General features: G+C 37.1%; 21 protein-coding genes. 15 read left to right on the top strand and 6 right to left on the bottom strand.

The window, feature by feature from the left end:
• Positions 1–120 precede the first annotated feature (120 nt).
• Positions 121–1,374, top strand: coding sequence for a tyrosine--tRNA ligase (gene tyrS / locus ASU02_RS04275; protein ID WP_057761350.1), 1,254 nt, complete (start codon positions 121–123; stop codon positions 1,372–1,374).
• Between the two features lie 368 nt (positions 1,375–1,742).
• Here the strand turns inward: tyrS and rpsD are convergent, their stop codons facing one another.
• Positions 1,743–2,345: a 30S ribosomal protein S4 gene (rpsD, locus tag ASU02_RS04280; RefSeq protein ID WP_056686020.1), complete on the bottom strand. Its 603-nt coding sequence runs from the start codon at positions 2,343–2,345 to the stop codon at positions 1,743–1,745.
• Positions 2,346–2,680: 335 nt separating this feature from the next.
• On the opposite strand from rpsD, the gene ASU02_RS04285 reads away from it, so the two are divergent.
• The 3 genes from ASU02_RS04285 (at position 2,681) to megL (ending at position 6,842) form a co-directional block, all read left to right on the top strand.
• Entirely contained in the window at positions 2,681–3,286 is a 606-nt protein-coding gene (locus ASU02_RS04285) for a hypothetical protein (protein ID WP_057761352.1), read from the top strand.
• A gap of 114 nt (positions 3,287–3,400) precedes the next feature.
• Complete coding sequence (locus tag ASU02_RS04290) at positions 3,401–5,257, top strand: sensor domain-containing diguanylate cyclase (RefSeq protein ID WP_057761359.1); 1,857 nt, start codon at positions 3,401–3,403, stop codon at positions 5,255–5,257.
• Positions 5,258–5,654: 397 nt separating this feature from the next.
• Positions 5,655–6,842: a methionine gamma-lyase gene (gene megL, locus ASU02_RS04295; RefSeq protein ID WP_057761361.1), complete on the top strand. Its 1,188-nt coding sequence runs from the start codon at positions 5,655–5,657 to the stop codon at positions 6,840–6,842.
• A gap of 137 nt (positions 6,843–6,979) precedes the next feature.
• On the opposite strand, the gene ASU02_RS04300 is transcribed toward megL, so the two are convergent.
• Positions 6,980–7,459 carry a GAF domain-containing protein gene (locus tag ASU02_RS04300; RefSeq protein WP_057761363.1) on the bottom strand — a complete coding sequence of 160 codons (480 nt, stop codon included), beginning with the start codon at positions 7,457–7,459 and terminating at the stop codon, positions 6,980–6,982.
• A gap of 206 nt (positions 7,460–7,665) precedes the next feature.
• On the opposite strand from ASU02_RS04300, the gene refZ reads away from it, so the two are divergent.
• Entirely contained in the window at positions 7,666–8,298 is a 633-nt protein-coding gene (refZ, locus tag ASU02_RS04305; RefSeq protein WP_057761365.1) for a forespore capture DNA-binding protein RefZ, read from the top strand.
• 18 nt (positions 8,299–8,316) lie between these two features.
• Here the strand turns inward: refZ and hisJ are convergent, their stop codons facing one another.
• On the bottom strand, positions 8,317–9,123 hold the full coding sequence (gene hisJ / locus ASU02_RS04310) for a histidinol-phosphatase HisJ (protein ID WP_057761368.1): 807 nt from the start codon (positions 9,121–9,123) through the stop codon (positions 8,317–8,319).
• A 245-nt stretch (positions 9,124–9,368) separates the two neighbouring features.
• Here hisJ and ezrA point away from each other — a divergent pair, with 245 nt between their 5' ends.
• The gene (gene ezrA / locus ASU02_RS04315) at positions 9,369–11,057 is read left to right on the top strand and encodes a septation ring formation regulator EzrA (protein ID WP_057761371.1); all 1,689 of its coding nucleotides are present in this window, start codon (positions 9,369–9,371) and stop codon (positions 11,055–11,057) included.
• Positions 11,058–11,295: 238 nt separating this feature from the next.
• On the opposite strand, the gene brnQ (ASU02_RS04320) is transcribed toward ezrA, so the two are convergent.
• The gene (gene brnQ / locus ASU02_RS04320; protein ID WP_057761373.1) at positions 11,296–12,636 is read right to left on the bottom strand and encodes a branched-chain amino acid transport system II carrier protein; all 1,341 of its coding nucleotides are present in this window, start codon (positions 12,634–12,636) and stop codon (positions 11,296–11,298) included.
• Between the two features lie 310 nt (positions 12,637–12,946).
• Positions 12,947–14,284: a branched-chain amino acid transport system II carrier protein gene (gene brnQ, locus ASU02_RS04325; protein WP_057761375.1), complete on the bottom strand. Its 1,338-nt coding sequence runs from the start codon at positions 14,282–14,284 to the stop codon at positions 12,947–12,949.
• A 357-nt stretch (positions 14,285–14,641) separates the two neighbouring features.
• Here brnQ (ASU02_RS04325) and ASU02_RS04330 point away from each other — a divergent pair, with 357 nt between their 5' ends.
• The 7 genes from ASU02_RS04330 to ASU02_RS04360 all read left to right on the top strand — a co-directional run bounded on the left by ASU02_RS04330 (position 14,642) and on the right by ASU02_RS04360 (position 23,613).
• Positions 14,642–15,784, top strand: a complete 1,143-nt coding sequence (locus tag ASU02_RS04330; RefSeq protein WP_057761377.1) for a cysteine desulfurase family protein — start codon at positions 14,642–14,644, stop codon at positions 15,782–15,784.
• Between the two features lies 1 nt (position 15,785).
• Positions 15,786–16,991: a tRNA uracil 4-sulfurtransferase ThiI gene (thiI, locus tag ASU02_RS04335; protein WP_057761379.1), complete on the top strand. Its 1,206-nt coding sequence runs from the start codon at positions 15,786–15,788 to the stop codon at positions 16,989–16,991.
• Between the two features lie 110 nt (positions 16,992–17,101).
• Positions 17,102–17,308 (top strand): alpha/beta-type small acid-soluble spore protein, encoded by a 207-nt coding sequence (locus tag ASU02_RS04340; protein ID WP_057761381.1) that lies wholly within the window; start codon positions 17,102–17,104, stop codon positions 17,306–17,308.
• A gap of 329 nt (positions 17,309–17,637) precedes the next feature.
• Complete coding sequence (gene mbcS, locus ASU02_RS04345; RefSeq protein ID WP_057761383.1) at positions 17,638–19,224, top strand: acyl-CoA synthetase MbcS; 1,587 nt, start codon at positions 17,638–17,640, stop codon at positions 19,222–19,224.
• 80 nt (positions 19,225–19,304) lie between these two features.
• The gene (locus tag ASU02_RS04350) at positions 19,305–20,930 is read left to right on the top strand and encodes an amidohydrolase (RefSeq protein ID WP_057761384.1); all 1,626 of its coding nucleotides are present in this window, start codon (positions 19,305–19,307) and stop codon (positions 20,928–20,930) included.
• 86 nt (positions 20,931–21,016) lie between these two features.
• Complete coding sequence (gene rarD / locus ASU02_RS04355; RefSeq protein WP_057761387.1) at positions 21,017–21,949, top strand: EamA family transporter RarD; 933 nt, start codon at positions 21,017–21,019, stop codon at positions 21,947–21,949.
• Positions 21,950–21,999: 50 nt separating this feature from the next.
• Positions 22,000–23,613, top strand: coding sequence for a M20/M25/M40 family metallo-hydrolase (locus ASU02_RS04360; protein WP_057761389.1), 1,614 nt, complete (start codon positions 22,000–22,002; stop codon positions 23,611–23,613).
• 770 nt (positions 23,614–24,383) lie between these two features.
• Here the strand turns inward: ASU02_RS04360 and ASU02_RS04370 are convergent.
• On the bottom strand, positions 24,384–25,184 hold the full coding sequence (locus tag ASU02_RS04370) for an NAD kinase (RefSeq protein WP_057761393.1): 801 nt from the start codon (positions 25,182–25,184) through the stop codon (positions 24,384–24,386).
• Positions 25,185–25,339: 155 nt separating this feature from the next.
• Between ASU02_RS04370 and sppA the strand changes: the two genes are divergently transcribed.
• Together sppA and ASU02_RS04380 are read left to right on the top strand one after the other, a co-directional pair.
• The gene (sppA, locus tag ASU02_RS04375; protein ID WP_057761395.1) at positions 25,340–26,350 is read left to right on the top strand and encodes a signal peptide peptidase SppA; all 1,011 of its coding nucleotides are present in this window, start codon (positions 25,340–25,342) and stop codon (positions 26,348–26,350) included.
• An 11-nt stretch (positions 26,351–26,361) separates the two neighbouring features.
• Positions 26,362–26,931 (top strand): RDD family protein, encoded by a 570-nt coding sequence (locus ASU02_RS04380; protein WP_057761398.1) that lies wholly within the window; start codon positions 26,362–26,364, stop codon positions 26,929–26,931.
• Positions 26,932–26,950: the final 19 nt, after the last annotated feature.

The following is a 26,950-nucleotide window of genomic DNA, read 5'->3' on the forward strand; positions in this document are numbered from 1 at the left end:
GCTCCTTTTTAAGGAAATTTTTGCTTTAGCAGACGATACTGTTTTGCAAAAAAATCAGCTTCTACCTATTATGTTTTAATTCACAGCAATGTTAGGAAAATATTAGAGGAGGTACATGACATGAATTTACTTGAAGATTTGCAGTGGAGAGGCATTGTCTACCAGCAAACAGATGCAGAAGGAATGAAAGAAACGCTTGAAAAGGAGAAAATTTCATTATATTGCGGAATGGATCCAACTGGTGATAGTATGCATATTGGCCACTTGCTGCCATTCCTTACATTAAGAAGATTTCAAAACCATGGCCATCGCCCAATTGTTCTTGTTGGCGGTGCAACAGGATTAATTGGTGACCCAAAAGCAACAGAAGAAAGAACTTTGCAAACGGTTGAAACTGTTCAGCATAATGTTGAATGTCTAACTAAACAGTTGAAAACAATCTTTGACTTTGACGGTGAAAATGGAGCGATCATGGTAAATAACTATGATTGGACATCAGAGATGAATATGATTACATTCCTAAGGGATTACGGGAAGCATATTGGAATTAATTATATGCTGGCAAAGGACACGATAGCGAGCCGTTTAGAAACGGGAATCTCTTTTACAGAATTTGCTTACACGATTATGCAAGGAATGGACTTCAAGCATCTATATGAGAATCATCAGTGTAAATTGCAAATTGGCGGCAGTGATCAATGGGGGAATATTACAACTGGATTAGAACTTATCCGTAAAATGGTTGGTGAGGGCTCGAAGGCATATGGAATGACAATCCCGCTGGTTACAAAAGCGGATGGAACGAAATTTGGCAAGACGGAAAGTGGGGCAGTTTGGCTGGATCCGGAGAAAACAACGCCATACGAATTCTACCAATTCTGGATCAACGCTGCTGATGCCGATGTAATTAAATACTTAAAATACTTCACATTCCTATCAAGAGAGGAAATTGAAGCACTTGAACGATCTGTTCAAGAAGAGGCACATCTCCGTAAAGCTCAAAAGGCACTTGCAGAGGAAATGACTCGTTTAATTCATGGGGAAGATGCATTAAATCAAGCGATTAAAATTTCTGAGGCACTTTTCAGCGGAGACATTAAAAATCTTACAGCAGCAGAAATTAAACAAGGCTTTAAAGATGTTCCGTCTTATGAACATACGACAGGCGATGTAAATATTGTTGATCTGCTCGTTGAAGCTAAAATTTCGCCTTCTAAACGCCAAGCGCGTGAAGATGTTGGAAATGGTGCTGTGTATGTAAATGGCGAGCGTGTTACAGAAGTAGAATATAATCTTTCTGAAAAGGATCGGATTGAGGGGCAATTTACTGTTATTCGACGCGGGAAGAAGAAATACTTCTTAATTAGATACTAATTAGAAAAGTCCTCCTTTTATGGAGGGCTTTTTTATTATTGAGGTTCTGTTAAAACTGAGTGTTGATTGCACTGTGTTAGAAATATAAACGGAAAATTTCCGCTTATATTTGGAAATAACGATATTTCCTTAAAAATAAAGGGAGTTTTTCCGTTTATAGTATCCAAATCGTTGGATTTTGACTTATTTAGAGCAGTTAATCGGAATATTTCCGCTTATATCTGCTTTTTAAGCTTCCTCTTTATATATTAGCCGGAAATTCTCCGTCTATGGATACTCATTCATTCACGAAAATCAACAATGAATAATAACAGTGCCAATAACAAAAAAAGAACCCACCGATAATGGCAGGTCCTTTAGAAAGTCTATTAACGAGAATAGAATTCTACGATTAGTGATTCGTTAATTTCAGCAGGAAGTTCAGAACGCTCAGGTAAGCGAGTGAAAGTTCCTTCTAATTTATCAGCATCGAAAGTTACGAAGTCAGGAACGAAGTTGTTAACTTCGATTGCTTCTTTAACGATGTCAAGGTTGCGAGACTTTTCACGAAGTGTAATAGTTTGACCAGGTGCTACACGGTATGATGGGATATCAACACGACGTCCATCAACCATAATGTGTCCGTGGTTAACAATTTGACGAGCTTGGCGGCGAGTACGAGCAAGACCTAAACGATAAACAACGTTGTCAAGACGTGATTCTAAAAGAATCATGAAGTTTTCACCGTGTTTACCAGCCATTTTGCCAGCTTTATCAAATAAGTTACGGAATTGGCGCTCATTTACACCATACATATGACGAAGCTTTTGCTTCTCTTGTAATTGTAAACCGTACTCAGATAATTTTTTACGTTGGTTTGGACCATGTTGTCCAGGAGCGTAAGGACGCTTTTCTAATTCTTTACCAGTACCACTTAGTGAAATACCAAGACGACGTGATAATTTCCAGCTTGGGCCAGTATAACGAGCCATGAATGACTCCTCCTTTAATGTTTTTATTTTGTAAAATAAAAACAGATGCACGCAACAATCATGTCCATTTTGTTTTCATGTACCTTCGCTCCAGCAGCAGGGAGTTACGCAGTACCCCATCCTCGGATAACCGATTGAGGAACAAAATGAGAGCATCAAGGCGCTCACATAGGCTGCAATATTTTACACAAAGAGTATTATATAATTATTTATGGATAAAAGTCAAGGTGAATTTCCTCATGTATAAAAGTGAATATCAAACTTTTTTACTATTCCCTTCTTTAAATATGATATAATAACAATAGATTTGAACTGATAATAAAGAGTGGATTTATATGAAAGAATCGTTGAAAGAAAAACGTATCCGGTTGGTATTAATCGGTTTTTTTATTTTTTTAGTTATTTGCGGGTTTTTATATCGCTTTGAAATAGGGGAAAATCAAGATCTAGTAAAAGATAAAGATCATTCACCTTTAGCTCTTGTTCTAAAGAAGAGTGAGGATATGAATGATAATCCAGTTATTGTCCTTTACGAATATCGAAACAGCAAACATATTTTAGCTGCCTATGAAATTGAAAGAACGAATAGGTATAAATTTAATACGCTGCATGTAATTGAATTAGAAGAGGCTCCTGAACAAATCTCGCCTGATAGAACTAATGAAGGAATCTGGGTTAAAGCAAATAAGAAATGGACGTATTATTCACAAAGTTTACATGAAGAAGAAAGAACGCCTAAATACAGAATAACTAATTCTTCTTCTGACTCTCCTTACAGTTTTGATGATAAAACAGCCATTTTAACTATAAATAGCGACCAATCTATTGTTTTAGAGAAAGGTGAGAAGCCAACAGGATTATTTTCTTTATCCTATGATGGATCAGTATGGCTTGTCGTTACAAAGAGAAATATAAAAATAGCTGCGATTGATCCGAAATAGACAAAAAACATGCGAGAAATTTCTGATAAATAAATATATAATGAATATGTAAGAATATGCAATTTAGTTTCGTAGAAATAGGGAATAGTTATTACTAATAGGTGATGATTAAAGATGGAACAGCTTGAACAAAAATTGATAATGAAATTAAAAAGTCATTTTTTAGATATCATGGATATAGAAAATGGCTTATTACATTTTGATGAAATTTTAAATTCCATGCTTCATTTGATTAAGGAGTTAACAGGAGCAGCGGATGTTACTTTTTTCAGCATGAATGAGTGGAACAAGCAATTGTTAATGGAAGCATCAACAATTATAGATAAAAAGCCATCTGTTATTCCACCTTCCTTATCTGATTTAAATTGCCAAAAAACAGTCATAAGACAGGTGCTTCCTGGATTTGAAGATTATAATCTCATTCTGCTATTAAAAATGAATCAGGGCTGTATTGCGCTAAAAGGTGATAAAGAAACATTCAGCCAATTTTCTGATGGAGTCCTTGAAATAATAAGTGAAGAGTGTACGCGATTTTTGAATACTGCACGATATTTTGTAAAAACAATTTTAGAAGAAAAAAGATATAAACAGCTGTATCGAGTAACAGAGAAATTCCATTCCTCCATGAATATGGATGACGTATTGGGAGAGATTATTTCCACGTTACAGGAAATGTACCCAACCTTTACTTATTATCTGCTCCTATCGCATGATAATAATAAGCTAGAAGATTTGCCGATTAAAGATTTAGAATATGATAGTGAAAACATTGCTGCCATGCAGGCATATGTAACAGGTGTCCCTCAATTTGAAGATTCCCTCCAAGAAAAAAGGTCGGTGCTGTATGCACCTCTAAAAGGAAAGCAGGGAGTATATGGAGTGCTGCAAGTGATTGCACCGAATACGATTGTCTTTCCGACAAATGAGATTGAGTTCATCACCTTATTAGCAAATACAGCAGGAACAGCACTCGAAAATGCGCAGCTTTACCAGCAGTCTAAGCGATTAATTAAGGATCTTCAGTTAATTAATGAAACCTCCCATCGGCTAAACTCTAATTTACGTTTAACTGAGACCATGGCATATATTACTGAACAGATTATTCAATCATTCAATGCGGAAGAAGTCGGATTTATATTGTTTTCGAAGAATGATAAAGAAGTAAAAGTATTGCAAGGAAGTACTGAATTTTTTCAGCAGACAGAAGCGAGACCTTATATTGATTTTATAAAAGGCAAAGTAGAAGTTGATGAAGAAGCTCTTTTTATAGGGGATTTCAATCTAGAAGGCGAAGGTATATCTGCATGCTACAAGTCAATTATGGCGGTCCCAATGACTCAGTCAGGCGTGCTGAAGGGGATAGCGCTAGTAATGCATCATTCATCATATCATTTCTCGTTTGAAACGTTTAAATTGCTGCAATCACTTGTACATCATTCTACACTTGCATTCACTAATTCAATACTAAGAGAAGAACTTGAAAAAATGGTTGTCACTGACCACTTAACAAAATTATATTCTCGAAGCTATTTAGATGATAAAATTCACCAATCCATGAATGAAGACCATGAAGGAACATTTATGATGATTGATATTGACAATTTCAAATTAATAAATGATACATTTGGCCATCAAGTGGGTGATGATGTAATTATTCAGGTTGCTGACCTCATCAATGCAAACATAAGAGGTTCTGATATCGGTGCAAGGTGGGGAGGCGAAGAGCTGGCAATTTATTTGCCTGGTGTATCTTTGACTGCTGGCCTAGTCATAGCAGAAAGGCTTGTAAAAAGAGTATCTGAACGAACGGAGCCACAAGTGACGATTTCATGTGGCGTTTCACATTGGAATAGAGGACGCCATGATTCGTATCCAACATTATTCAAGCGTGCAGATAAAGCGCTCTATATAGCAAAGCAAACTGGGAAAAACAAGGTTGTTGTTCAAGAATATGAAGAACGCAGTAAATAAGACTGGGTCAATCGCTCTAAAAGCGGTTGGCCTTTTTTATTGTATAAAAAAATAATTGGACGATGTGGTTACTGTGTAACGTTAAATCTATCCCCATAAGGCATGCTTGGGCAGATTTACAAGGCTTCTCTTATAAGCAGCAACTTTTTGGGGGGAGCAACTTATCCCAATGAGTCACCAGCTTGTCAAATTGATGCTCCGCAAATTGATCAGACCTTTCGAAAGGTAATGGACAACTTTTCCGAGAGGGTGGCTTGTGACTGATAGGGGGGATTTATATACTTGCTCATTTGTTCTAATAAATAACTTTCCGAATAGTTGAAATTATCATATGATAGATATGTAAATATTTTTTTATAAATAATTGAAAGCGTTTACAAAGAGGAGGATGGAAATCATGCCAGAAAGGAATCCTATAAAAATTGAAACAAAAGTTATTCATGAAGGATATAATTCGGAAAAATATAGTGGAAGCTTAGCACCGCCCATTTTTCAAACATCAACCTTTACATTCGAAACAGCAGAGCAAGGAGAAAGACGTTTTGCTGGAGATGAGGAAGGCTATATTTATTCTAGACTTGGTAATCCAACCGTGACCATGCTTGAGGAAAGAATGGCTTCTTTGGAAAATGGGGAAGCAGCTCTAGCGTTTAGTTCTGGGATGGCAGCTGCCTCAGCCATCCTGCTTGGATTAACGAAAACAGGCGATCATATTTTATGCTCCCAAGGGGTATATGGATGCACTTTTGGCCTATTAGAGCTTATGAATGAAAAATATAAAATTAGCCATGATTTTTCAGCTATGGAGTCAAGAGAACAATTACTACAAGCGATTCGTTCAGAAACTGTTTGCATTTATGTTGAAACCCCCATTAACCCTACAATGAGACTAGTAGATTTACAAATGATTGCGGAAGTTGGAAAAGAAAAAGGGATTCCGGTTGTAGTGGATAATACCTTCTGTTCCCCATACCTGCAAAACCCGATTACCCTTGGATGTGATGTTGTAATCCATAGTGCGACAAAATATATATGCGGCCATGGCGATGTGATCGCAGGCATTGCTGTTGGAAAAAATGAATTCATTAGGAAAATAGCATTGACGACACAGAAGGATATCGGTGGTGTCATTTCTCCGTTCGATGCCTGGCTTTTATTGCGTGGGCTAAAAACGCTGGCGGTAAGAATGGACCGCCATTGTGAAAATGCTGAAAAGTTAGCTGATTTTCTAATAAGCCATCCGAAGGTAGCCAACGTATTTTATCCTGGTGATAAACAAAATCCTGATTTTTCGATTGCACAAAAGCAAATGAGGAAACCTGGTGGCTTAATTTCCTTTACGTTAAACGGAAATAAAGCAACAGCACAAGCACTCATGGATGAACTTAAGCTTATCAAAATTGCTGTCAGTCTTGGAGATGCAGAAACATTAATTCAGCATCCTGCAACGATGACACATGCAGTAGTACCGAAAGAATCCAGAGAAATAATGGGAATTGATGATACGCTGCTCAGATTATCCGTTGGATTGGAGTCTTGGGAGGATATTCGCAACGATCTGGAGCAAGCATTAACTAAGATCTAATCAGAGAGGGGAGCATTGATTAAAAATCATTGCCTCTTTTGGCTAATCAGATATATATCCATACATTCTAAATGCATAAGAAAAAGGCATTTGCCAAAAGAAGTGGCGAATGCCTTAGTTTTACTGGAGAAAGGAATCTATAAAAACTTTATTAAAACATCAACAAACTCTTCTAATTTCTGCTGATCAAGCTCGTCGAAACGGTTTTTTTCTGGTGAATCAATATCTAACACGCCGATCAACTGGCCATCTTTCATAAGTGGAATAACAATCTCTGATTGTGATGCAGCATCACAAGCGATGTGTCCTGGGAATAGATTTACATCCTCCACACGAACCGTTTCGGTTAATTTGGCTGAAGTTCCGCAAACTCCCCTGCCAATAGGTATTCTAACGCAAGCTGGAAGTCCTTGAAAGGGACCTAGTACAAGTTCCTTATCCTCGAGCAGATAAAAGCCCACCCAATTGATCCGGTCTAAAAATAGGTTTAAAAGGGCAGATGCATTACTTAAATTTGCAATTCGATTCGATTCGCCTTCTAGTAGTGCGGCAAGCTGTTTGATGACTAGATTGTAATTTTCCTCACGGGTTCCTTTATAAACTTCGACATTGAACATGAATAAATCACCTAATTTCCAAAAATATTAATTAGATTATAGCAAAACTAGAAGAAATAAGTGAAACTTTGTCGAGAACTATATAAAGGAAATGGCTATTTTAACAAGAATGTCTATATAATAACAAAAATTGTTGATCAAACCTGCGATAAAATGGCTACTTAATTATTATCAAAGCCCTGACAAAATTTGAAAGTGGTGGTTATATGAAAGGGAATGCCAAGGAAGCAATCGTTCGTGCATCAATTCATTTGTTTAATGTGAACGGTTATCATGGAACGTCTATTAGGGATATTGCCAAAAAAGCAAAGGTAAATCCAGCTAATATTGCCTACTATTTTGATAGCAAACACGGTTTGCTCGAGCATTGTTTCACTATCTTTTTTGAAAGATACGTAACGGAGATCGAAAACGGATATGGATTCCTTGAACAAGGAGCAGCCATTTCTTTAAAAAAAATAGTGGAGAACATAATGATTTATCAGTTTGAAAATATTCATTTAACGAGATTAATTTTGCGTGAAATATCACTGGATTCGCAAATTGTACGCGAGATTATGTCCACCTATTTAATGAAAGAAAGATTCTATATTAATAAAGTGATTGAGCGAGGAATGAAGGCAAAGGAGTTTCGCCATACTATGCCTGACTATATTACTTTGCAGCTGAAAGGTCTTTTGAATATGCCCTTTTTAAATACACATTATGTGAATGAGGTGCTTCATGTCCGTCCCAATGAAAGGTATTTTGCTGAGAAATATATAATAGAGGTCTATAAATGGATTGATGGTGTACTGTGTCAAAGTGAATACGAACAGGCCTATTTAGCTGTGAATTAAATGTGGAAAAGGAATCCGCTACTGGTTCCCCTTCCACAATGGCATCCTGCTTAGGCCTTGTCCCAGATCCTTCATTTGATGTGCATCAGAACCGTATACGAGAGGGATATTCAGTTTTATTGCTTTTTCAGCCACCCAGTCAGGTGGATATGCCTCTTTACATAGGGGCTTGGAGAAGCCAGCACCATTATAGTCAATTTCATAGCCTTTAAACTTGATAGCATTTAATATTTCTATTAATTCATTCTTAAAAGCTGTTTGTACAGGATATTTTTTTTGGAATTTTTTCACTAATGTTATATGCCCGATTCTCTTAGGTTTATATGGACCTAAATCACAATAAATAGAATGGAGCAATGTTTTAAAGTAAGCGTGATACACTTCCTCAATGCTCCCGTATTCAGTGACCATTTGGCCAAAAAGTTTGGGTGAATAGTCAATGCAATCGTATTTGTTCCTAAATTTTAAAAAATGTACAGAGAGGATGGAATCATCCAGGTATTTACCGTATCGGTCAAGAAATTGTTTAATCTCCAATTCGAAGCCTTCGATAAAATCAACCTCCAGCCCCGTATTAATTTTTATTTTTCCGCTGTAAATAGCTTTAACCTTGTAAATCTTGTCAAAATAATCTTCCAACTGCTCAATATCCATAGAGCTGTCCTGTTCAGGAGTAGGATCAATAAATCCTTCTGGCAATGGGGCATGCTCAGTAAAAGAAATCTCTTGAAAACCTAATGACAAAGCTTTTTCTACATATGCCTCTAATGCATCCTTTGTGCCATGTGGACAAAATGGTGTATGGATATGTCCATCTTTTATCATAGATCGTTCCACCTGCCTTAAATAAGTTGATAAAAACGAAGTGAAATATTTGAAAATTTGTACAATAAAAGGATAAAATGTTTAAGTGAATATGCTTTTTCACAATAATTTAGATAAAAAAATGAAATAAATAGTCAAAAAATGTCGTTTACATGGTATCATAAAAACATTGAACTGAACATGATAATAAATATTTACATAGATCATCATATATTGGCTCGGAACAGAACAGGGGGCTTTAAAAAGTGGAATGGATTATTGGCGTTATCGTCATTCTTATCGGCTTATTTTTAACAGGATTTATATTAAAGAAAAAATACTTTAAAGAAATTGATCGGCTTGAAGCATGGAAGATGGATATTGTGAATCGCCCTGTTCTCGAAGAAATGTCAAAGGTAAAGCAATTGAATATGACAGGTCAGACAGAGGAGCTATTTGAGCGCTGGCGAACTGAATGGGATGATATTGTTACAGCACAATTGCCAAATGTAGAAGAGTATTTATTTGATGCAGAAGAATTTATCGACAAATATCGTTTTAATAAAGCAAAGCAAGTACAGAGAGAAATTGATAAGTATTTAACAGAAATTGAAGAGAATATAAAGAAATTATTAAATGAATTAAATGATCTCGTAGGCAGTGAGGAGAAAAATAGAACGGAAATTGAAGAACTAAAAGACATCTATCGTGAGAATAAAAAAACACTGCTTGCCCACCGTCATACATATGGAAAAGCAGCAGATATGCTTGAAAAGCAATTAGATGACTCATTTGCAAAGTTTCAGGACTTTAATGAAAAAACAGAGAGCGGTAACTATTTAGAGGCAAGAGAAATCGTTTTAACCATTCAAGCAGAATTAGATCAAGTAAAAGAGAAAATGGAAGTCATACCGGGTTTTATGGTTGAATGCTTCTCGAAAATTCCGGCACAATTAAAAGAATTAAAAGATGGGTATAAAGACATGCTGGAGCAAGGATTTATTCTTGATCATATTCAGTTAGAGAAAGAAACAGAAAGATTAGAAGACGCTATCAAGGACTATGCAATATTAATTGAACAGACAGAAATTACTGATGTCCAAAAAGGAATCAGTGAAGTGAAGGATAGCATTGATTTATTATACGATCTTCTTGAAGAGGAAGTACATTCAAGGCACTTTATTGACAAACAAGATGAAGTAACTAGAAATATGCTGTTTACAAACAGGGAAATTAATAAACAATTGAAGAATGAGATTGAGATCATTCGTCAAAGCTATCATGTATCAGATAAGGATATTGAAGTTCAAACGCAGCTCGAAAAAAGAGTAACACAGCTTTTTAAAAGGTTCGAAGTACTTGAACATAAAATTGTCAGTCAAAATACTGCACATTCTATCCTTAAAGCAGAACTTGATGATATTAGAAGTCAGCTTGAGGCAGTTGAGGATGAACATGCTTCATTCGCTGAGAAGCTCCAGATGCTTAGGAAAGATGAAATGAGTGCCCGTGAAAAAGTTAAGGAACTCAGAAAGAATATTGCTGAAACGGTAAGGCTTGTTTCAAAAAGCAATGTTCCAGGCTTGCCACAGGACTATCAATACTTAATGCAAGATGCAAAGGAAAGTATAGAAAATGTAATTGCCAAGCTTGAGGAACAGCCGCTAAATATCCAAACAATTCAGCAGTATTTAGAAGTAGCTATGTTAACCGTAGACAAAGTAGTTAACACAACAGAAGAAATGATTGAAACGATCATTCTTGTAGAAAAGGTCATTCAATATGGGAATAGATATCGAAGCAGATATCCTTCTGTAGAAAAAGGACTGCTTGAAGCGGAAAGCTTATTTAGAGGGTATGATTACAGGGCTGCCTTAGAGCAAGCTGCAACTTCAATAGAAGAAATTGATCCAGGAGCAATAAAAAGGATTGAAGAATTAATAAGTGAAGAATAAGAAAAGGTCCGCCAAAACTATATTGGCGGACCTTTTCTTATTGTTTATCATTATTCAAAAGGCTTAGTTAAGATAGGTTGCAAGACTCCGGCAAGAGCTATTCCACAGTCATCTCCGCAAAAAGTGAGCGGCATAGAGCAAAGCTAGCTTCTGAAGCCATGTTTGAATAGATAACAAAGTCTAGGAAAACAGACAATTAAAAAAGGAATTGGCGCTAACCAATTCCTTAAGTTTACTCTTAGTTGCTTGTTGGTACAGTTTTCTTTGATTCTCCAGCTGCAAGAGCGATACAATAGCCGACGATTGCACCAACGATTGCTGGAACTAACCAGCCGATGCCTTGACTAAAGAATGGAAGAACACTTAATACATCTGTAACTGCAGAGATATTCAATCCAGCAGCATTTAAACCATCGACAAGGCCGATTAGACCTGTTGGAATTAAAGCGCAAATATAAACTAATGAATAACCATTAAATAAATTATGAGCAAATGATAATAAGATTAAAACAATTGCTAATGGATAGATAAATACTAATACTGGAACGGAGAAACTAATTAGTTGTGTTAAACCTGCATTTGCGATAACTGCACTGAATAGTGAGAAAATAAGAACAAATGACTTGTATGAAACTTTGGGCATTAGCTTATTAAAATATTGCGCACATGATGAGATTAATCCAATCGCTGTTGTCAAACAAGCAAATAGTATAGCTAATCCAAGAACAATTGCTCCAAATGATCCGAACAAGTGGTTTGCTGCAGCGGATAGAAGTGAGCCTCCATTTTCATGTAAACCAATTGCATCTGGGCTTGTAGAACCGATGTAAGCTAAAGATAAATAAACAAGTCCAAGACCAGCTACTGCAATTAAAGCAGCTTTTATACATAGCTTTGATATTGATTTTTTACTTGTTACGCCTAATCCTTTAATTGAAGCAATAACCATTCCACCGAATACAAGAGAAGCGATGGCATCCATTGTTAAATACCCTTCAATAAATCCTTTGAAAAATGGACCATCTGCATAAGGACCAACTGGTGCTTTAGGTTCACCCATTGGCGTAATAAAGCTTTTAATCACGAATAATGCAAGAACTGCTAATAATGCGGGTGTCAATAGCTTACCAATTGTATCAACAAGCTTCGTTGGATTCATAGAAAGCCAAGCACAGATACCAAAATATACAATAGAAAATATTAAAAGTCCTAATCCATTTGGTGCTGATCCTTCAGATAAAAATGGAGATATACCGATTTCAAAAGCAACTGTACCTGTACGTGGAATTGCGAAAAGCGGTCCGATTACTAGAAATAAAACAACTGTAAAGATAACAGCATACACAGGGTGTACTCTATTGGCTAATGTTTCTAAGTCACCAACCTTTGCAATAGCAATTACTCCTAGCAATGGCAAGCCAACACCAGTGATTAGGAATCCAAAAATGGCAGTCCAGACACTTGTTCCGGCATCCTGACCTAGAAATGGAGGGAATATCATGTTCCCTGCACCAAAAAACATTGCGAATAACATAAGTCCAATTGCTATGATTTGCTTTAATGATAAATTTGTATTCATTGTTATTCCTCCTGTTGCGTTTACATAATTTTATGAAAATTTAGAACAAAATAATAATAGAATTATACTTAATAATATAATTAAGGGAATAATTCGAGAGATACTTTAATATTCATTGCTTTTCCTCCTAGGTTAATAATGACGAAATGTTATGACAATTTAAAATGAAAATTATTTAAGAATACTAAATTTATTATGATTATATATTAAGGCGAAGATTCTGTAAATTGTAATTATAAAAAAATATTCTTCCTTTTTTTATGAAATAGGAGCAATCAAGCTAATTGCTCCTATTTTATGGAATGAACAATTAATTAGTAGGTATAGTCTTTGCTGATTTACCAGTCGCAAGTGCGATAAAATAACCGATTAAAGCACCGATTATAGCTGGGACAACCCATCCGATTCCCTGATTAAATAAAGGCAAGAAGCCTAATGCATCAGTTAAAGCAGAAATGTTTAAGCCAGCAGCTTTTAATCCGTCAATAATACTAATTATCCCTGTTGGAATTAATGCAACAATGTAAACCAATGAATAACCTTTGAAAAAGTTATGAAAGAATGATAATACGATTAAAACAATTGCTAATGGATAAATAATAACTAGAACAGGCACAGAAAAGGCAATTAGCTGTGTCAATCCAATATTAGCAATGATCATACTAAAGATTGAGAAAATTAAAACGATAGTTTTATAAGAAAAACGCGGCATAAGCTTATTAAAATAAGTTGCACATGCTGAAACGAGACCGATTGACGTTGTTAAACAAGCAAAAACGATAGCTAGTGCAAGAATTATTGAACCGAATGATCCGAATAAATGATCAGCAGCTTTAGAAAGCAGTGCGCCACCATTTTCTTGAATTCCTATAGCATCTGGTGCAGTTGAACCGATATATGCTAGTGAAAGGTAAACAAGTGCAAGGCCTGCAGCGGCGATTAAACCAGCTTGTACACAAATCTTCGTAATTGATTTCTTATTTGAAACCCCTAAACCTTGTATTGAAGTAATAACAATAATACCGAATACAAGGGCAGCGATTGTATCCATTGTTGAATACCCTTCAATAAACCCTTTAAAGAAAGCACCATCAGCATAAGGACCAACAGGAGCTTGAGGCTCACCTAATGGAGTAATCAGTGCCTTAATCACGATTAATGCCAAGATAATCAGTAGTGCTGGTGTCAATATTTTTCCAATCGTATCAACTAATTTTGTTGGATTCATTGCAAGCCAAGCTGTGATAGCAAAGAAAACAATCGAAAATATAATTAGAGGCCATGGACTATTGACAGCACTTTCAGATAAAAATGGAATCACACCAATTTCATATGAAACGGTTCCAGTTCTTGGAATCGCAAATAATGGACCGATAACCAAATACATGATTACTGTAAAGATAACTCCGTAAACTGGATGAACTCTGCTAGCCATTGTTTGTACATCACCCACTCTTGCAATGGCGATGATGGCTAATAACGGCAGCCCCACTCCAGTGATTAAAAATCCAATAATTGCAGTCCACACATGTGTACCTGCGTCTTGTCCAAGAAATGGAGGGAAAATCATATTTCCTGCTCCGAAAAATAGTGCAAATAACATGAGCCCAACGGCCATGATTTGCTTTGTTGATAAATTTGAATTCATACTTCATCCCCCTGAATCAGTACCCTAAATATTTTGAACATTTTACATAGTAACACAGTTGTTAAAAAAATTGTCGAATATTATCAAAGTCTTAATTTTAAATATATTGAGATAATAATACTAGGCAATTTTCCTTACTTATTCTAGTATAATTATTCCCGAAAATAAAGGTTTTATTGAATTTTTATTTAATACTAATTTCTTTGTTAATTCTGTAAATGGGTAAAATTATATAATAAAAAATCCTTTTCTTAGTTCAATTTTATTTAGTATTTGAGAAATTTAAAAATGTAATTACTGAAATATTTGTGGTATGATTTAAAGTTGGCAATACGTTTTGGATGGAAGGAGAAAACAATGATCTACTTGGATAATAGTGCAACAACCAAACCATATCGAGAAGTATTGGAGTCATTTAACAAAGTATCAACAGAATATTTCGGAAATCCCTCATCCTTACATGGTCTTGGAGGAAATGCAGAAAAGCTCCTTTCGCAGGCAAGGGAACAAATCGCTAAGCTTTTAAAGGTTCAAACAAAAGAAATTCTCTTCACTTCAGGTGGGACTGAGAGTAATAATATAGCAATTAAAGGAACAGCCCTAATGTATAGGGGGAGAGGCCGTCATATTATAACGACAGAAATCGAACATCCTTCTGTTAAAGAATCGATGGAACAGCTAAGAGATTTAGGATTTCAAATTACTTATATTCCAGTAGACAGCGATGGGACGGTAAGTGTAACCGATATTGAAAAGGCAATCTCAGAGGAAACCATTTTAGTCTCTGTTATGCATGTGAATAATGAAACAGGATCCATTCAGCCAATTAAAGAGATTGGTCAATTGATAAAGAAATATTCCAAGATCTTATTTCATGTGGATTATGTTCAAGGGATTGGAAAGGTCCCTCTTCATTTCCATGACTGTCAAATCGATTTATGTACAATTTCCGGTCATAAATTTCATGGATTGAAAGGGACGGGCGCACTTTTTATTCGTCAGGGTGTAAAGATTTCTCCTTTATTTTCTGGTGGAGGACAAGAGTGGCGGCAAAGAAGCGGGACTGAAAATGTAGCAGGGATTGTTGCAATGGCAAAAGCGTTAAGATTAACATTGCAAAGACAGGAAAATAGTGTAGCTGAAATGAGGAAAATAAAAGATTGTATTCGGATAGGATTGGAGAAAATAGACGGGATTAAGATTCATACACCTGTTCTTCATTGCGCACCACATATTATCAATTTTTCTATACATGATTTTAAAGCAGAAGTGTTCGTTCATGCACTAGAAGAAAAGGGGATTTATGTTTCAACAACCAGTGCATGTTCTTCTAAAATTAAAAAGCCGAGCAGTACACTGCTAGCAATGGGTGTTCCTGAAGAGGAGGCACTTAGTTCCATTCGGGTTAGCCTATCCTATGAGAATACGATGGAAGAAGCAACCCAGTTTATTGAATCGGTAAATGAAGCTGTTACTAGGCTAAGAAAGGTTATGAATTAATATGAATTATGATCGTATTCTTATTCGTTATGGAGAACTATCGACAAAAGGAAAAAATAGAAAAGTATTTATCCATAAATTAAAACGGAATATTAAACGAGTTTTACGAAACTTTGAAAAGATTAACATTGAAGCGGACAGAGAGAGAATGTTTATTCTTTTAAATGGAGAAGACGGACTTGAAATTATTGAGCTGCTGAAGAATGTCTTTGGTATTCAATCATTTAGTCCGGCAATTAAAACGGATAAAGAGCTTGAAAATATGAAAAATGCTGCTCTCGATTTGTTTAAAAAGATCCATCAGGCAGGAGAAACATTCAAAATTACGACAAAAAGATCAGATAAAACCTATTATTTAGATACGAATGAAATCAATCAAATATTTGGCGCTCATTTGTTGAAAAATATCCCTGAATTAAAGGTAGATGTGAAAAAACCAGATATCAATCTTCAAATCGAAATTAGAGAAAAAGCAGTTTACTTCTCATGTGAAAATATTCCTGGTGCTGGCGGACTCCCGGTAGGCTCAAGCGGAAAAGGCATGCTTATGCTATCCGGTGGAATTGATAGCCCAGTTGCAGGATTTCTATCTATGAAAAGAGGAGTAGAAATTGAAGCAGTACATTTTTATAGCCCGCCTTTTACAAGTGATCGTTCTAAACAGAAGGTAATCGACTTAACAGAAAAGCTGGCAAATATAAGCGGGTCTGTGAAGCTTCATATTATTCCTTTTACTGAAATTCAACAGCTTATCGCCAAGCAAGTACCTGAAAATTATTCGATGACAACAACAAGAAGGTTAATGCTTCGGATCACAGATGAAATTAGAAGAAAAAATGATGGATTAGCAATTATTACTGGTGAAAGTCTTGGACAAGTTGCCAGCCAAACACTTGAAAGCATGTATGCAATTAATGATGTAACAAATACACCGATTTTAAGGCCGTTAATTACAATGGATAAATCAGAAATCATTGACATTTCCAGAGCTATTGATACCTTCGAGATTTCCAATCTCCCATACGAAGATTGCTGTACGGTATTTGTTCCAGCATCACCAAAAACAAAACCAAAAAAAGAAAAGGTTCAATACTTTGAGAGTTATATTGAGTTCGAGCCGCTCATCAGCAAAGCTGTTGAAAATACAGAAACAATAGCAATTACCCCAAAGGCTGCTGAGCAAGACGAGTTTGGAGATTTATTTTAATAAAGTTTCTACTGGCTCGCTCTGGTTTTTCAAGCATTAATTACCAGTAAATATTTGAATATGGCCATGTGATTTTACACATTCTATACTCACAAGGAGGTGAACATCACATGGCAAACAACAACAGCAACTCAAATCAACTTTTAGTTCCTGGTGTACAACAAGCTTTAGATCAAATGAAATACGAAATTGCTTCTGAGTTTGGTGTTAACTTAGGTGCAGAAACTACTTCTCGTGCTAACGGTTCAGTTGGTGGAGAAATTACGAAGCGTTTAGTTCAAACAGCTCAACAACAATTAGCTGGCTTTGGACGATAATTTAAAAAAATAAATAATATGGCTACAAGGAGCAGGATTCATTTCCTGCTCCTTATTTACGTTGTCTAGCCTTATTGCCTACCCCAAACGTACGGGACGTTCTAGTGTCGAAGATGCAATAGGACAAGGAGATAAGCGTTGAGGAAAACTCCGATGAGTAACCCTCGCAGGAACCATTTGCATTTTGATTGTTCCGAAGGCGATGATGAATTTCTATATTATACGAAAATAAATAATTTTAAATTTTTAAATAATTTAGTATAATAATTTTTAATGATCAATCATCTTTGTATAGACATCCGTTCGACTTACTTTTAGGGGGAGATATGATGAAACGTGAAGATCTATTGGCACCGGAAAAGTATAATCTAGTTGCTGAAATGGAGCGTTATGCAGAAGATACAGGCAGGTTGGCAATCAGATGGGAAGATGAACAGGGAGAGAAAAAAGAGGTTACATATCGTGAATTATTAAAAAATGCAAATAAAATTAGCAATGTTTTTGCGAAATATGGTTTAGAAAAAGGGGATGTTGTTCTTGTTATCATCCCGAGGTTAATTGAAGCCTACCAAGTATATATTGCTGCTTTGAAGGCAGGACTTGTTGTGATTCCGAGTTCTGAGATGCTTCGCTCAAAAGACCTTCAATATCGCATTAATCATGGTGATGTAAAAGGAATTATCAGTTACTATCCATTTGTAGATCAATTTTCACAAATAAAAGAAGCTCAAGAATTACCGAAGTTTGTTATTGGCGGCCAATTGGAGAATTGGATTGATTTAACTAGTGAAATGGCTAATGCCGCTGACGAGTTTCCGATTGCAGATACAAATCAAGATGATATGGCGTTTCTTTCCTATACGTCAGGTACAACCGGAAACCCAAAAGGAGTTGTACATACGCATGGATGGGCATTTGCGCATCTTCGAACAGCCGCTCCAAATTGGTTATGCATTGAAGAAGGAGATACAGTTTGGGCAACGGCTGGCCCGGGCTGGCAGAAATGGATATGGAGTCCGTTCCTTTCTGTCCTTGGTTCGGGTGCAACTGGGTTCGTGTATAATGGCAAATTTGAGCCTGAGAAATATTTACAGCTTCTAGGGAAATACAATGTGAATGTTCTGTGCTGTACACCGACAGAGTACCGCATTATGGCTAAGGCAGATAATCTTCATGAATATAAACTGCCTAATCTACGCAGTGCAGTATCTGCAGGTGAGCCGCTAAATCGTAAGGTTATTGATATTTTCAAGAAGAATTTCAATGTCGATGTTCGAGACGGATATGGACAAACGGAAAATACATTGCTCGTTGGTGTGACAAAAGGAATGGCGCTCAAACCTGGTTCTATGGGCATGCCGACTCCAGGTAATCGTGTAGAAATTATTAATGAAGATGGAAAGCCATGCGGTGTAAATGAAGTAGGTGATATTGCCGTACATATTGAAACACCGGCTTTATTCAAAAACTACTACAAAGATCCTGAAAGAACAGCGATGCAATTCCGCGGGGATTATTACGTAACCGGTGACAAAGCAAAAATGGATGAGGAGGGCTACTTCTGGTTTGAAGGCCGAGGAGACGATATTATCATTAGCTCAGGCTATACGATTGGCCCGTTTGAAGTGGAAGATGCTCTAGTTAAACATCCTTCTGTTAAGGAATGTGCAGTTGTTGCGAGCCCTGATGAAGTGAGGGGCTATATTGTTAAGGCCTTTATTGTATTGCGTGAAGGGGTAGATGAAAAAGATCCTAATCTAATTAAGAATTTGCAGGATCATGTCAAGGAGCTTACAGCACCATATAAATACCCGCGTAAAATTGAGTTTTTACCTGAGCTCCCTAAGACAACATCAGGTAAAATCCGTCGGATAGAGCTTCGAAAAAAAGAAATGGAAACAGCTGCTCAAAAATAAGGAAGGCTCAAGGATGCAGGCGTGTAATCGCCTGCATTTTTGATATAGTAAAAGGAAGACTAAAAGGAGGCATTTTTCTAATGGGTACTTTATGGTATGGGGGCACTATTTATACAATGCAGGAAGAAGATCATCAAGTGGAGGCAGTTTTTACACAAGCAGACAAAATTATTGAACTTGGATCGATTCAATCACTCGAGGAAAAGTATGGACAAGAAATTGATAACAGGATGGATTTACAAGGTCGAACAATGCTGCCGGGGTTTACTGATAGTCACATGCATTTAATCGGGCATGGAGAAAGATTAATTCGATTGGATCTATCAAACTGTACTTCGAAGGAATCGGTTTTTGAAGCCATACAACAATATGCAGAAAATCTGGAGGAGGATGAATGGCTTATAGGCGAAGGCTGGAATGAAAATTTATGGGCGGAATCGAATCCTATCATATCAGCAGAGTTAGATGCACTTGTGCCTGATCATCCCGTTATATTAAAGCGGGTTTGCCGCCATGCTCTTGTCGCTAATTCACTTGCATTAAAGGCAGCTTCTATTGATGAAAACACAGAAAACCCTGCTGGTGGAGTCATTGAAAGGGATGAATTTGGCAAGCCAAATGGATTGTTAAAGGATCAAGCACAGGAATTGGTATTTGACGTGCTTCCTGAGGTTTCTGAAGCCTATTTAAAAAAATCCCTTCGTGCAGCAATTAAAGATGCATATAAACTGGGGCTAACTGGTACACATACGGAAGATTTAAATTATTATGGAGGCTATGAAAAGACTTTCCAGGCTTTCAAGCAAGTGATTGAGAAGGAGGAACAGCTTTTCCGTGCACATCTCCTAGTCCATCATGAAGTCGTTGATGAGATGAAAAAAGCTGGGCAGCACTTTTTAAGCGGAAATGAGTGGATCGAATTCGGAGCAATGAAAATTTTCTCAGATGGGGCATTAGGAGGCAGGACTGCATTACTTAGTCACCCATATGCTGATGATCCTTCCACATCAGGAATAGCGATTTTTTCTCAGCAGCAATTGGATGACCTGGTAAAAAAGGCAAGGGATTATAAGCTGCCAGTTGCTATCCATGCAATTGGAGACTTGGCGTTCGAAATGGCCCTGAACGCAATCGGAAAGTATCCTTTAACGGGGGGAGGAAGAGACCGGCTCATCCATGCTCAGATTCTGAGAAAAGAACTAATTGACCGGTCGAAGAACTTACCGCTTATTCTTGACATTCAGCCAAGATTTCTTGCTTCGGATTTTCCTTGGGTTATCGATCGTGTTGGAGAAGCGCATATGAATTATTGTTATGCTTGGAAAACATTGCTTAATGAAGGGCTGCCTTGTGCGGGAGGATCAGATGCACCGATCGAGCCTTTAAATCCATTCTTGGGTATTCATGCTGCAGTGACAAGGACGAATATCAATGATCCTGAGAGAACGGTCTATAATCAGCATGAAGCTTTAACGACTTTTGAAGCGGTTTGTTTGTTTACAAAAGGAAGTGCATATGCTGCCAGTCATGAAAATGATCGAGGAATGATCAAGGAAGGCTTTTTAGCTGACTTCACTATATTAGAGGAAGATATTTTTAAAATAGATCCGGATAAAATTGCCGATATAGTTGTAGCTCAAACGATAATCGGCGGATCTATTATGTACGATTCACAAACGAAAGAGAGCCATTCTCCTATTTGGTAATTAGAAAAAATAAACATTGTCAGCATCTTACAACACAGCCTATAATATAAATATTTCGATAATAGAAAGAATTGAGGCTCGTGAAGATGAAAAACAATGAAATGCAAATGGGGATTATTTATGCTGGCTTTTCGTACTTTTTATGGGGATTATTGCCGATTTATTGGAAACTCGTACAGCATGTGAGTGCAGATGAAATTTTGGCTAATCGAATTTTTTGGTCCTTTTTCTTTATGTTAGCCGTGCTGCTGTTTACGAGGAAATGGGGGGCATTTATCCAAACGCTCATTCATTTTCGCTCCAATAAAAAACAATTAGCGGCTCTTGTTGTTGCCTCCCTTTTTGTCAGCTGTAATTGGTTTATTTACATATGGGCGGTTAACTCAGGCCATTTGATTGAAGCAAGCCTCGGCTATTATATTAACCCGTTAGTCAGCGTAATTCTTGGGATGATTGTTTTTAGAGAAAAACTGTCATTAACTCAGTATGCATCATTTGGAATGGCTTTAATCGGTGTATTAATATTAACAATTTCTTACGGACAGTTTCCCTGGATATCCATTTTTCTTGCCCTATCATTTGGGTTATATGGTTTAGTGAAAAAAATGGTAAAAGTTGATTCTGCAATTGGTTTAACATTAGAAACACTAGTTGTTGCACCTTTTGCCCTTATTTACATGATTATTCTATTTGTGAATGGCTCCCATTCATTTTTAGCTGTTTCAGCCGGAACAGATTTATTATTGGTAGGGGCTGGGGCAGCAACAGCCGTGCCGCTTCTCTATTTTTCAAAAGGTGCGCAAAAAATCCCTATGTCAACGCTGGGATTTTTACAATTTATCGCTCCAACATTGACATTAATTCTAGGGGTCTTTATTTATCATGAACATTTCTCTAGCATTCACTTAATCTCGTTTTTATTTATCTGGACTGCTATTTCCATTTATTCTCTAACAAAAACGAAGTTATTTACCCAGCTTGAAGCGAAATGGAAGAAAGGGAAAAGTGTTGGCATATAAAATGAATTTCTTTTTAAAAAGAAAGCGAATAAGAAGGAGTCCTTGCAGCGATGGAAAACTTGAAGATGCAATCAGCTGACCAATTACTTAATTTATTAAATGATCTTGTTTCTATTGGCAGTATTTCTTTATCAGAAGCAGAAATACAATTCCCATTAAGGGTTGAGCATCATTTAAAGCAAATCCCTTTTTTCTCGACTCACCCTTCCTATATTACGAACCATTTAACAACGGATGGCAGATCGTTTTTAACTGCATTATATAAACATGAAGAAGCGGTAAAAACAGTAGTGATGATCAGCCATTTTGATGTTGTCAATGTTGAAGATTATGGAGAGTTGAAACATCTGGCGTTTCAGCCTCTTGAGTTGACTGAGGAGCTTTTTAACCGGGCTGAAGAACTGCCGGAGGACGCAAGAGCAGATTTGGAAAGTAAGGAATGGCTATTCGGACGTGGAACGATGGATATGAAATGTGGTCTTGTTCAGCATATGTCCTTACTGGAAAAAGCGTCAATGGAACAATGGAAGCTAAATTTATTATTATTGACGGTTCCTGATGAAGAGGTTAACTCAGTTGGAATGAGAGAAGCGGTCCCGAAGCTGCTGCAGCTTGCAGAAGAGCATAAGCTAAACTACTCCCTATTCTTAAACTCTGAGCCTATGTTTGCCTTAGAACCCAATGATAAAAATCATTATTTTTATACCGGAACAATCGGGAAAATTATGCCTGCAGCTTTTTGTTTTGGAAAGGAAACACATGTAGGTGAACCTCTTTCAGGTTTAAATGCTGCTTGGATGACATCAGTGCTCACACAAGAAATCGAATGGAATGAGAATCTATGTGAAACTGTTAATGGACAGATGAGCCCTCCACCAACTTTATTATGGCAGAGGGATTTAAAAAAGGACTATACAACACAAATTCCACACCGGTCTGTCAGCCTATACAATCTTTTATTAATGAAAAGAAATGCTGCTGATGTGATGGAGGCGATGAGGGGAATTGCAGAGACGGCTGCAAAGAAGATGGAGAAATTCATGCTAGAAAAGTATCAAACCTTTCAGCTTGATTCCAGTCATCTGCCAAAAATTCGGGTAGTATTATTTGAAGAATTAAGAGAGTATGCTTGCAACAAAATGGGTGATGAGTTTATTACTCTCCTAGAGCAGTCGGTAGTCACGCAAACAATAGGTGATAGCCGAGAACAGTCCATTCAAGTCGTTGATCAATTAGCGATGCTTTGCCAAGAACTTGGACCAATGATCATTTTGTTTTATGCACCACCTTATTATCCGGCAATAAATACAGTTGATCATCCGATCATACAACAGCTTTCTGATTCAATCATTCATTATTCTAATGAGGAGTTTGGTTTTGAATTATCTCCGGTTGATTACTTTAATGGAATCTGTGATCTGAGCTATGCTGGACTTCAAGGAGAACTTTCTAATATGCATCGTTTTGACTCGAATTTACCTGGAGGCAAGGAGCTTTATTCCATTCCCTTTCAGGACATGTCAAAGTTGACTGCACCTGTCATTAACGTTGGCCCAATCGGCAGGGATGCTCATAAAAAAACTGAACGGCTGCATATGCCATTTGCATTTGAACAACTTCCGAAATTATTAACACATCTATTGTTAACGCATAGGGATCAATGAATAAAGTAAATGCATAGAGTTCAGCTTGAATATCGAAATGTAAAAAGCAGAAAAATTCGAATGAATTTTTCTGTTTTTAGTGGATGAAGGACAAAGGGTGTCTAGATAACGTGAGGAAAGTCTTTTATGAAGTAATAAGCTTGGTTGGAAGAGGGGGCTTCATTTTAAGGTATGAAAGCCCAAACTCGATCGGAAAACAGAAAAAATGTCCTTCATCGAATGGATGAAAGCCCAAACTCGATCGGAAAACGGGAAAAACGACCTCCATCGAATGGATGAAGGACCAAACTTGATTGGAAAACGGAATAAGGTCCTTCATAGAATGGTTGAAAGCCCAAACTCGATCGGTAAAAGGAAAAAAGGTCCTTCATTGAAGGGATGAAAGCCCAAACTCGATCGGAAAACGGAGAAAAGGTCCTTCATCGAATGGATGAAAGCCCAAACCCGATCGGAAAACTGAAAAAAGTCCTTCATCGAATGGATGAAAGCCCAAACTCAATCGGAAAACGAAAAAAAAGGTCCTTCATCAAAGGGATGAAAACCCAAACTCGATCAGAAAACGGAAAAAGGTTCTTCATCAAAGGAATGAAGACCCAAACCTGATCGGAAAACGAAAAAAGGTCCTTCATCGAAGGGATGAAGGACCAAAACTCGATAAGAAAGCAGGAGTAAGGCCTTCATTAGATTCATAAAATATAGTTGCTTGAATAAAAGTTAAGCAGTGCTCAAAATTGTTTGGCTTGTTTGGGAATTTCAAGCTGCTTGCATTCTTATAAAAACGTCCGCTTCACTTTTTCCCAGAAAGAGTTGTCTTTTAATTTTACAGTCTTGATTTTCTTCTCGCTAAGTTTTATTTCAATTTTCTTCACATGCTGAATGCTTAGTGCCTCATTATCCATCCCCATCGTTGGATGATCATTTCCATCCTGTACGACTTCTAATGTAAGCTTTCGCTCGCCGCTGAGAATAAAGGAGGAACCAAGTGTTCGATAGCGGTTATTATTTAATGAAGCCATTTCGTTTACTTGCAGGCAGGGAAGCAGCGGATCAACAACAGAGCCTCTCAGCGATTTATTGTATGCAGTGCTTCCTGTTGGTGTAGCTACAACCATGCCATCTCCTCGGAATGTTTCAAAATGTAGGTCGTCAATATATACATCTAGTAAAAAGGTTTTGATAATCGCAGATCGGATACTGAATTCATTTAAGCAATGAAAGGATGTTTGGCCGTCAACGGTAATCTCGATGGTCGGATAGCGGCGGACTTCAATTTGCTCCTCTGTCATCGCTTCGATCATTTTTGGCTGATCATCTAAATGGAAATCGCAGTAAAGGCTAAGACTCCCAGTTGTAGAAATCCCTGCATATAAACAATCATCCCGAAATCCTGTTTTCCTGACTGCTTGCAAGAATGCCCCATCCCCGCCGATGCTGACAATAATGTTTGCCTTTTTATAATCGGAAACAAGATTGAAATCATATTTTTCAGCAAGCTCATAAAGAGGTTTGACCTTTTCTAGCATTTCTGCATCCTTCTTATGATAAAAAAATAAATTTCGACGAACAGACATAGTGATTCCTCCAGACGATGGGCAGTGCACGTAAGTTTTACCCATATTATTAATTTTTTGGTATGATAATGGTTGTCGAAATCAGTTTACACGTTTTTGAAACATTTTAAAAGTTTATCCCGTAAAGACTATTGGACATGAAGGAGGATGATTAAATGAATGGAAAACGATGGGCTGCATTAGCCATTGCGGCAGCATTATTTGTATTCTCGGTTATTACAAATATTGCCACGGGGATGATGTTCAGTGATGCAGAAAGTACGATAACGGAATTATTTGCCAGCACGGATGCCGCTTTTATGGAAGAAGTAGTGGAAGAGGGCAGTGAATTGAAAAAGATTGCTGTACTCGAAGTGAATGGAACGATCCAGGACACTGGTGAAGCGACATCTTTTTTTGCATCGGGAGGCTACAACCATAAAGGGTTTATGGACAGGTTAGAGCAAGTAAAAGAAGATGATACGGTAAAGGCAGTTATCATTCAAGTAAACACGCCAGGAGGCGGAGTTGTTGAAAGTGCCCAAATTCATGACAAAATAAAAGAAATTCAAGAGGAAACAAAAAAGCCAATATACATTTCAATGGGTTCGATGGCTGCTTCTGGCGGCTATTATATTTCGGCGCCAGCGGATAAAATCTTTGCTAGCCCGGAAACGTTAACAGGCTCACTCGGTGTGATTATGCAAGGAGTCAATTACGCAGGTCTTGCAGAAAAATATGGGGTTGATTTCGTTACAATTAAAAGCGGACCTTACAAAGATATTATGAGTCCTTCAAGAGAAATGACAGAAGAGGAAAAACAAATTCTTCAATCGATGATTAATAATTCATATGAAGGATTTGTGAAGGTCATTTCTGAAGGCCGTAATATACCAGCAGCAAAAGTGAAAGAGATTGCTGATGGAAGAATTTATGATGGCCGTCAGGCACTTGAACTAAATTTAATTGACGGGTTTGGCTATGTAGAAGATGTGATTGATGTCTTAAAGAAGGATCATAAATTAAAAGGAGCAAAGGTAGTTAAGTATACGGACAACCTTGGCTTTGGCTCTTTATTTAGTATGGGAGCGCAAAAAATAATGGGGCAAGATATCGAAATGGCAGGCTTGATGAAGATGCTATCACAGCCTAATTCTCCAAGACTGATGTATCTATATGCGGAATAGGAGGTGAAGAGATGACTTCAAATGAAATGAATGAAAGGGATCATAAAAATAGTGAGATGATAATCAATGATCAAACTATTGAAAAGGGAGATCCCGTTTTAATAAAAGACACCTCTTCTAACCCACAGCTCTCTAAAGATAATGGCCATTTGATTGGCAATCATATTCCAGTTAGGTTTGCCGGCTTCTGGATGCGCTTTTGGGCATATCTGCTTGATTTAATTGTAATCGGCAGTATTGAGCGATTGATTATCAATCCAGTATTCAGACTGCTTGATATTTCATTAAATGAGTTTAGCATCTTTGCACCGATCTCGATTGTGACAGCGGTTATCTTCTATGCGTATTTTGTGTTAATGACGCGATTCTTTAACCAAACCTTAGGGAAAATGGTATTCGGCATTAAGGTTGTTGATTTAGAAGGGAATTATTTGTCCTGGAAAACTATTCTATTTAGAGAATGGATTGGACGATTCATATCAGCGACGCTTGTCATCGGCTATGTGATCGTTGCATTTTTGCCAAAGAAACAAGGATTACATGATTTGTTTTCAGATACTACGGTTGTTCATGAAAAATAGCAATAAACCTGCCTTCAGG

It is taken from the genome of Cytobacillus praedii, from assembly GCF_001439605.1.
GTDB lineage: Bacteria > Bacillota > Bacilli > Bacillales > Cytobacillaceae > Cytobacillus > Cytobacillus praedii.

Bases quoted from the DNA above. Each gene is read 5' to 3' on its own strand.
- ASU02_RS04370 (WP_057761393.1), bottom strand. From the start codon at position 25,184: ATGTCTGTTCGTCGAAATTTATTTTTTTATCATAAGAAGGATGCAGAA.
- refZ (WP_057761365.1), top strand. From the start codon at position 7,666: ATGAAAGGGAATGCCAAGGAAGCAATCGTTCGTGCATCAATTCATTTG.
- megL (WP_057761361.1), top strand. From the start codon at position 5,655: ATGCCAGAAAGGAATCCTATAAAAATTGAAACAAAAGTTATTCATGAA.
- ASU02_RS04330 (WP_057761377.1), top strand. From the start codon at position 14,642: ATGATCTACTTGGATAATAGTGCAACAACCAAACCATATCGAGAAGTA.
- ASU02_RS04340 (WP_057761381.1), top strand. From the start codon at position 17,102: ATGGCAAACAACAACAGCAACTCAAATCAACTTTTAGTTCCTGGTGTA.
- brnQ (WP_057761375.1), bottom strand. From the start codon at position 14,284: ATGAATTCAAATTTATCAACAAAGCAAATCATGGCCGTTGGGCTCATG.
- ASU02_RS04380 (WP_057761398.1), top strand. From the start codon at position 26,362: ATGACTTCAAATGAAATGAATGAAAGGGATCATAAAAATAGTGAGATG.
- mbcS (WP_057761383.1), top strand. From the start codon at position 17,638: ATGAAACGTGAAGATCTATTGGCACCGGAAAAGTATAATCTAGTTGCT.
- ASU02_RS04290 (WP_057761359.1), top strand. From the start codon at position 3,401: ATGGAACAGCTTGAACAAAAATTGATAATGAAATTAAAAAGTCATTTT.
- brnQ (WP_057761373.1), bottom strand. From the start codon at position 12,636: ATGAATACAAATTTATCATTAAAGCAAATCATAGCAATTGGACTTATG.
- rpsD (WP_056686020.1), bottom strand. From the start codon at position 2,345: ATGGCTCGTTATACTGGCCCAAGCTGGAAATTATCACGTCGTCTTGGT.
- tyrS (WP_057761350.1), top strand. From the start codon at position 121: ATGAATTTACTTGAAGATTTGCAGTGGAGAGGCATTGTCTACCAGCAA.
- ASU02_RS04350 (WP_057761384.1), top strand. From the start codon at position 19,305: ATGGGTACTTTATGGTATGGGGGCACTATTTATACAATGCAGGAAGAA.
- ASU02_RS04285 (WP_057761352.1), top strand. From the start codon at position 2,681: ATGAAAGAATCGTTGAAAGAAAAACGTATCCGGTTGGTATTAATCGGT.
- thiI (WP_057761379.1), top strand. From the start codon at position 15,786: ATGAATTATGATCGTATTCTTATTCGTTATGGAGAACTATCGACAAAA.
- ASU02_RS04300 (WP_057761363.1), bottom strand. From the start codon at position 7,459: ATGTTCAATGTCGAAGTTTATAAAGGAACCCGTGAGGAAAATTACAAT.
- rarD (WP_057761387.1), top strand. From the start codon at position 21,017: ATGAAAAACAATGAAATGCAAATGGGGATTATTTATGCTGGCTTTTCG.
- ASU02_RS04360 (WP_057761389.1), top strand. From the start codon at position 22,000: ATGGAAAACTTGAAGATGCAATCAGCTGACCAATTACTTAATTTATTA.
- sppA (WP_057761395.1), top strand. From the start codon at position 25,340: ATGAATGGAAAACGATGGGCTGCATTAGCCATTGCGGCAGCATTATTT.
- hisJ (WP_057761368.1), bottom strand. From the start codon at position 9,123: ATGATAAAAGATGGACATATCCATACACCATTTTGTCCACATGGCACA.